The 6355-nt window shown below is 66.6% G+C and carries 8 protein-coding genes and 1 pseudogene; 5 read left to right on the top strand and 4 right to left on the bottom strand.

The window, feature by feature from the left end; translation table 11 throughout:
* The 4 genes from IL54_RS22945 to copC all read right to left on the bottom strand — a co-directional run.
* The coding region (locus IL54_RS22945) for a YHS domain-containing protein (protein WP_156106292.1) at window positions 1–198 on the bottom strand (198 nt) is incomplete at its 3' end.
* A gap of 107 nt (window positions 199–305) precedes the next feature.
* Window positions 306–980 carry a class I SAM-dependent methyltransferase gene (locus IL54_RS10440; RefSeq protein WP_020820524.1) on the bottom strand — a complete coding sequence of 225 codons (675 nt, stop codon included), beginning with the start codon at window positions 978–980 and terminating at the stop codon, window positions 306–308.
* Between the two features lie 36 nt (window positions 981–1016).
* Window positions 1017–1961, bottom strand: coding sequence for a copper homeostasis membrane protein CopD (copD, locus tag IL54_RS10435; RefSeq protein ID WP_037448002.1), 945 nt, complete (start codon window positions 1959–1961; stop codon window positions 1017–1019).
* Between the two features lie 4 nt (window positions 1962–1965).
* A complete protein-coding gene (gene copC / locus IL54_RS10430; RefSeq protein WP_007406420.1) occupies window positions 1966–2343 on the bottom strand; it encodes a copper homeostasis periplasmic binding protein CopC in 378 nt (125 codons plus the stop codon).
* Between the two features lie 132 nt (window positions 2344–2475).
* Between copC and IL54_RS10425 the strand changes: the two genes are divergently transcribed.
* The 5 genes and pseudogenes from IL54_RS10425 to IL54_RS10405 all read left to right on the top strand — a co-directional run.
* Window positions 2476–2745 carry a hypothetical protein gene (locus IL54_RS10425; RefSeq protein WP_037447996.1) on the top strand — a complete coding sequence of 90 codons (270 nt, stop codon included), beginning with the start codon at window positions 2476–2478 and terminating at the stop codon, window positions 2743–2745.
* Window positions 2745–3185 carry a periplasmic heavy metal sensor gene (locus tag IL54_RS10420; protein WP_026109207.1) on the top strand — a complete coding sequence of 147 codons (441 nt, stop codon included), beginning with the start codon at window positions 2745–2747 and terminating at the stop codon, window positions 3183–3185. The genes IL54_RS10425 and IL54_RS10420 overlap by 1 nt, the downstream gene beginning before the upstream one ends.
* The gene (locus tag IL54_RS10415; protein ID WP_037475454.1) at window positions 3182–3748 is read left to right on the top strand and encodes an RNA polymerase sigma factor; all 567 of its coding nucleotides are present in this window, start codon (window positions 3182–3184) and stop codon (window positions 3746–3748) included. The genes IL54_RS10420 and IL54_RS10415 overlap by 4 nt, the downstream gene beginning before the upstream one ends.
* A 67-nt stretch (window positions 3749–3815) precedes the next feature.
* Window positions 3816–5768, top strand: coding sequence for a copper resistance system multicopper oxidase (locus IL54_RS10410; protein WP_015449251.1), 1953 nt, complete (start codon window positions 3816–3818; stop codon window positions 5766–5768).
* Window positions 5765–6355 (top strand): annotated as a pseudogene (locus IL54_RS10405) (copper resistance protein B); the annotation flags it as partial. The gene IL54_RS10410 and the pseudogene IL54_RS10405, both read left to right, overlap by 4 nt.

Here is a 6355-nt window from a genome sequence, read left to right as displayed (position 1 = left end):
GGGATCGGCGATGAACTTTGCCCGGCAGCCCGCGCTGCAGAAATGATAGCGTTCACCGCCATGATCGGCATGGTGCGCGGTGGTCGCCGGATCGACGGTCATGCCACAGACCGGGTCCTTGATGCCGGTCGCCGCTTTCGCGCCGCCGTGGCCGCCGCAGCAACCGCCGCCATGCGCCGCTCCATGTGTCTCGTTCATCGCCTTGCTCCTTTCGACGCCTGACGATCTAGGGTCTGACACCGTGTCAGGGTCAATACGTAATCGCCTAAGCGGCCAAATCGGCGTACCCGGTCGCTCGGCCGGGATCAGCCAAGGTCGTTCGCAACCGTAAGGCCCTGGGCCTGCGCCGGTCGATGCGCGGTAAGCAATTCGATCGCGCCGGTGATGGTCAAGAGCCGAAACGTCTCGGCCACATGCCTGAAGCCGGCCGCCGCGATCAGGCCGGGGAGCACGCCGTCGGCGTTGGGTCGGGTATCATCGATGCCATCGAGTCGCTGCACGGTCAGGCGAAAGGCGAGCCGCATGAGACCGTGCTGGCGGCCATAATCTGCGATCACCAGGCGGCCACCCGGGCGCAGCATGGCGAACATGGCGCGCAGGGTTGCCGCCTTCTCCCTGACCGGCATCTGATGCAGCACGAGACTCGATACGACAGCGTCGGCGGTGCCCGGGGCCACGTCCCTGGCAAATCCCTGACGCCAGTCGATATCGGCCTGCCGCGCAGCGGCCTTGTGCCGCGCGATGTCGAGCGCCTCGGCATCGGGATCGAGACCGATCACCTGCGTCCTGGGCTCGGCTTGCTTGAGCATCAGCGCGAAGCTGCCGGTGCCACAGCCGACGTCGACGACCGTCTCACCGGCTTTGGGCGCCAGGGCGGCGAGCATGGCGGCACGCCACCGCTTCTCCCGCGTCCACAGGCGGATCGCGCGATCATAGTCTTTCGTCGATCCGGTCCCGAGCGGCGGGGTGTAGGATTGCATTGGCATCTCCCAACGCGAGGCGTCCGAAACGATAAGCTACATCGACATGGGCGGCGATAGTGTCCCCAGCCAGGCGACGAGCCCGAGAATGACGATCGCAAGCCCGCCTTCGACGAAGAGGCTCGCGCGCAACAGCGCCTGCGCCCGTGGCGCGTCCTCTTCCTCGATCGCCTGTGCCAGTGCCGGGGTCAGGCGGTAGCGGTTGAGCGCGGCAAGGCCCAGCATGCCCCCAAACAGCACCAGCTTGGCGATGAGCAGCAGGCCGTAGCTCGACTGACCGAGCGAGGCGATGTTGCCCGGGCCGACCAGAAACCAGCCGTTCACCGTCCCGGTCAGGATCAGCAGGGCGACGATGATCGTGCCGACGAGGGAGAAACCCCGCAGGGCTTCCTCGGCCAGTGTGACCTGGTCCATGTCTTCAGCGGCGACATCATCGGTTGCGAGCCTGGGAAGAACCAGCGCGAGGAAGGCGGCAAGCGCGCCGACCCAGGCGCCGGCGGCGAGCAGATGGATGAGATCGGCCAGCAGTTGCAGCCAGCCCGCCTCGCCTTCGCCGGCCGCGCCATGCCCGCTCCAGGCGAGGGTCGCGAGCGCGACCGCGCCCGCCAGAGTGGAGGCGATGAAGGCAGGACGGGATTGCCGGCGATAGAAGGGGATGCAGAGCAGAAGAACGAGGAGCGCGACGAGGCGCGCCTTCAGCGCCGTTCCCATGGAAGTGCCGTTGAACAGCTCTGCGACCATGGAAAGATCAGGCTGGGCGAGTGGCAGCCCGGTCATCGCCGCAGCCTGCAACGCGAACCCCAGCGCCGACAGCAGGAGGGCGAGACAGGCGAGACCGGCCACCATTGCCGCCATCGGCAGATGCCGCTGCACCATCCGGCCGCCGCCGGGCGCATAGAGCGCGAACAGCGGCAGGCCGAACAGCAGGCCGAGATCGACGTAGAGCGCCCAGCGGACGGCGACGAGTGCCACGTCGTTCATGGCGTCACTTGACGGTAAAGGCGAGATTGCCCTGGATGCGGTGCGTGTCGGTCGAGACGACGTGCCAGGCGACCTGATAGCTGCCCGCCATGAGCGGCTTGGCGAGCGTCAGCACGAGCGTCTTGTCGCCTTCGACGGACGTCTTGAAGCCGGTTACCGCCATGCGGTGGTTGGGCATGCCGGGCATGCCGGTCATCACGATCTCGGCGCCCGACAGCTTCGGCATCAGACCTTCACTGAAGGTGAGCGTTATACGCGACGGCGCCGGGACGCTGGCGTTGGCGGCGGGCGTCGAGGACACGAGCTTGGGATGGGCGTAGGCCGGAGCAGAAACACTCAGGCCGACGGCGGCGATGGCTGCGAGCGGCGAAAAGAAGCGCATTTGGACATTCTCCTGTCAGTGACATGAGAGAATACGCAGCCGCGACCTGCACCCCTCGCAATTTTCTTTTTGTTCCCGGACAAGGGTTAGAAGACCACCCTGCGTATTGAGAAGAGAAGACGGAGAAACATCATGGACCACCTCGACGACATGCTCAGCCGGTTGCGGGAAGCCCCCCTCGATCCCCGGCTTGCCGGGCTGGACAGCCGCGTCATGGCCGAGATCGCCCGGCTCCAGGCCATGCCGCGCCTGAGCGCCACGACCTTCGGTGTCGCAGCCGCGGTCGCGCTCTTCATCGGCATCGCCGGTTCCGCGGTGCCAGTGCGTTCGGCAGATGCTGCGGCATCGCCCTTCGACGCGCGGCTCGCGCTCGCTCCTTCGACGCTGCTGAGCGCGCAATGATGCGCGATCGCCGCGGCCTTCTCCTTCTCGTGCTGCTGACGTTTGTTGCGGCAGTAGCGGGGGTCGTGATCGGCCGGCTCTATGTCGTGCCGGCGCCCCCTGTCGAGAATGAGCTGCACGACCTGCTCCATCGCGATCTCAAGCTGGATAGCGCGCAACATGCACGGCTCGAGGCTATCGAAGCCCGCTACGCCATCCGCCGACAGGCCCTGGAAGCGGAACTGCGCGCCGACAATGCATGGCTCGCGCAGGCCATCAGGTCGGAACATGGCTATGGGCCTCAGGTCTCCGCCGCCGTCGACCGGTCACACCAGGCGATGGGCGCGCTGCAGAAGGAAACGCTCGAGCATATCTTCGCGATGCGTGCGGTGCTCCGCCCCGACCAGACGGTGAAGTTCGACGACGCCGTCGTGAAAGCGCTGACGGCCGAGAAAAAATGACGCTCCACCTCCCCGACTGCTCGGACGGGGAGCTTGCGGCTCTGGCGCTGGGGGGCCGGCAAGCGGCCTATGGCGAGCTGGTCCGCCGGCATCAGGGCTGGGTACACCGTCTCGTGCGCAGCCATGTCGGTAGCCCCGACGAGGCGCTCGACGTCACTCAGGCGAGCTTCGTGGCCGCCTTTTCCGCGCTCAGCCGCTATGATGGGACGCGGCCCTTCCCGGTCTGGATGTCGCGGATCGTCATCAACAAATGCCACGACTGGCGCCGTCGCCGTGCGGTCCGCAATTTCTTTTCCTTCGCCCTTCCTCTGGGCGAAGCCGAACATATCGTCGACGACGCCCCCTCGGCCGACCGCGCCCTGGATGCCGAACAGCAACTCGCCGAGGCGATGACGGCGATCGCCGCCCTGCCCGCCTCGCTCAAGGACACGCTCATCCTGCGGACGATCGACGAGAAATCGGAAGCCGAAACCGCCGAGATCCTCGGCATCTCCCAGAAGGCCGTCGAGACCCGCCTCTACCGCGCCCGGCCGCGCCTCGCGGAAAGTTTGAAGAAAGTTTGAGGGGCAGGCGGGTGGGCTGCGTATTTCCAATAGGTCCGCCCTCTTTCCGCAAGCTGAGACAAACCGAATGATTTCTGCCCTCGACCGCCGCCAGTTCCTTCGCGGCGCGGCCCTCGCCGGTGGTGGCGCCGCATTATCAGCCTGGCTGCCTGCCTGGGCGCAGACCATCTCGCCGGGGATGCGACCGACGCTACCGACCGTGTCGGGCGAAGACATCACGCTGACCATCGCCCGGCAGTCGATGAGCATCGACGGGCGCCAGTTCCGCGCAATCGGTCTCAACGGCACGGTCCCCGCCCCGCTGATCCGGCTGCGCGAAGGCCAGCGCGTGCGGCTCAACGTCGTCAATCAACTCGAGGAGGACAGCTCGATCCACTGGCACGGGCTGATCCTGCCGGCCAATATGGACGGCGTGCCGGGCGTGTCTTTTCCGGGCATCAAGCCGGGATCGAACTACCTCTACCAGTTCCCCGTCGTGCAAAGCGGCACCTACTGGTATCACAGCCATTCGGGCCTGCAGGAGCAGGAAGGCCATTACGGCCCGATCATCATCGACCCCGCCGGTGCCGATCCGGTCGCCTATGACCGCGAGCATGTCATCGTGCTCGCCGATCACAGCGCACTCTCGCCGCAGGCGATCTTCCGGCGTCTCAAGGTCAACCCCGGCCATTTCAACTTCCAGCGCCAGACGCTGGCCGGGCTGCTCTCGGGCAAGGACCAGCCACTCAAGGACCGGCTCGACTGGGGCCAGATGCGGATGGACCCCGCCGACATCTCCGATGTCACCGGATCGACCTACACCTATCTCGTCAATGGCCATGGTCCGATGGACAACTGGACCGCGCTCTTCACCCCGGGCGAGCGGGTGCGGCTGCGCGTCATCAATGCGTCGGCGATGACCACCTTCAACGTCCGCGTACCCGGCCTGCCGCTCAGCATCGTCCAGGCCGACGGGCAGAATGTGGTGCCCGTCACCGTCGACGAGTTCCAGATCGGTGTCGCCGAGACCTACGACGTCGTTGTCAGCCCAGGCGAGGACAAGGCCTATACTCTTGTCGGCGAGGCCATCGACCGCTCGGGTATGGCGCGTGCCACGCTCGCGCCGCGCGCCGGCATGGCTGGCGAGGTGCCTCCCTTACGCAAACGGCCGCTCGCCGACATGAAGGACATGGGCATGGACATGTCCTCGATGCCGGGCATGGAAGGCATGGACATGTCGGGCGGCGCTATGCGGGGCGTCGATCCGACGGCCGAGAAGAACGCGTCCGCGCGCCTCGCGACCGGCGCGGCGGCAGCGATGGCGACCATGGACAACAGCGCCATGGCGGGCATGGACCATTCGGGGATGGATCATTCCGCGATGAGCGGGATGGATCATGGATCGATGGCCGGCATGGACCACGGCGCGATGGGCGCCGATGGCCAGATGGCGGGCATGGATCATGGCGGGCACGCGATGGGTTCGATGAAGATGCGCGACTTCTCGAACGCGCCGCAGGTGAAGCGCGATCCGAGCGTCCAGACCATCTCGCCGATGCCCGTCGACCGCACCGGCGAGCCCGGCCAGGGCCTCACCGACGTCGGCCACAAGGTGCTCGTCTACAAGGATCTGATGGCGCTCGAGCGCAATCCAGACGTGCGCGCGCCGAGCCGCAGCATCGACATCCACCTCACCGGCAACATGGAGCGGTTCATGTGGTCGTTCGACGGCGAGAAAATGTCGGACCATCACGAGCCGATCCCGTTCATCGAAGGCGAGCGGGTGCGCGTCAATCTCATCAACGACACGATGATGGGGCATCCGATCCACATCCACGGCCATTTCTTCGAGCTGGTGACCGGGCATGGCGACCATGCGCCGCGCAAGCACACCGTCATCGTCCAGCCCGGCGGCAAGGTGAGCTGGGACTTCACCGCCGACGCGGTCGGGGACTGGGCCTTCCACTGCCATCTCCTCTACCACATGCATGCAGGGATGATGCGGGTCGTGAGCGTGCGTCCGAAGGGAGACGCGCAATGACCCGCATCCTCACGCCGCTGGTGAGCGCGATCGCCCTTCTCGCCGCCGCACCCGCCTTTGCCCAGGATCATTCGATGCACGACATGCCCGGCATGGCGCCGCCGGGCGGGGCGCGGCCGGCGCAGGAGAAAAAGAAGGACAAGGCCGCCGCGCCGCGCCCCAAGCCCACTGCCAGGCCGCGCGCTCAGAAGCCAGCGCCGGACACCATGCCGGCAATGGACCATTCGCAGCACCAGACCACTCCCGCGGCGCAAGCAAATGCGGCCGGTCAGCCGCAATCCACGTCTCCCGCAATGCCGGAGATGCCGGGCATGGACCACTCCCAGCATCAGGACGGCGCGATGCCCGACATGCCCGGGATGGACCATGCGCAGCATGGCCAGACAGCGACGCCGGGAACGCCCGCCATGCCCGGCATGCAAATGACCGGCACCGCACTTCCGGCCGGCAATGCGCCCCCGCCGCCGCCCCCAGGCGACCACTTCGCCGATCGGGATTTTCCCGGCGGCGAGATGGCGCGCTCGCGCGACATCATGATGAAGGACAGCGGCGGCAACAATTTCGGGCAGGTGCTGCTCAACCTGTTC

Source organism: Sphingobium sp. ba1, from assembly GCF_000743655.1.
Classification (GTDB): Bacteria; Pseudomonadota; Alphaproteobacteria; order Sphingomonadales; family Sphingomonadaceae; genus Sphingobium.
Note: the sequence above shows the minus strand (reverse complement) of the source record. Positions and strands in the feature narration are given on the sequence as shown.

What these genes read in the sequence shown, in the direction of transcription:
- IL54_RS10440 (WP_020820524.1), bottom strand. Translation starts at nt 980, where the DNA reads ATGCAATCCTACACCCCGCCGCTCGGGACCGGATCGACGAAAGACTAT.
- copD (WP_037448002.1), bottom strand. Translation starts at nt 1,961, where the DNA reads ATGAACGACGTGGCACTCGTCGCCGTCCGCTGGGCGCTCTACGTCGAT.
- copC (WP_007406420.1), bottom strand. Translation starts at nt 2,343, where the DNA reads ATGCGCTTCTTTTCGCCGCTCGCAGCCATCGCCGCCGTCGGCCTGAGT.
- IL54_RS10425 (WP_037447996.1), top strand. Translation starts at nt 2,476, where the DNA reads ATGGACCACCTCGACGACATGCTCAGCCGGTTGCGGGAAGCCCCCCTC.
- IL54_RS10420 (WP_026109207.1), top strand. Translation starts at nt 2,745, where the DNA reads ATGCGCGATCGCCGCGGCCTTCTCCTTCTCGTGCTGCTGACGTTTGTT.
- IL54_RS10415 (WP_037475454.1), top strand. Translation starts at nt 3,182, where the DNA reads ATGACGCTCCACCTCCCCGACTGCTCGGACGGGGAGCTTGCGGCTCTG.
- IL54_RS10410 (WP_015449251.1), top strand. Translation starts at nt 3,816, where the DNA reads ATGATTTCTGCCCTCGACCGCCGCCAGTTCCTTCGCGGCGCGGCCCTC.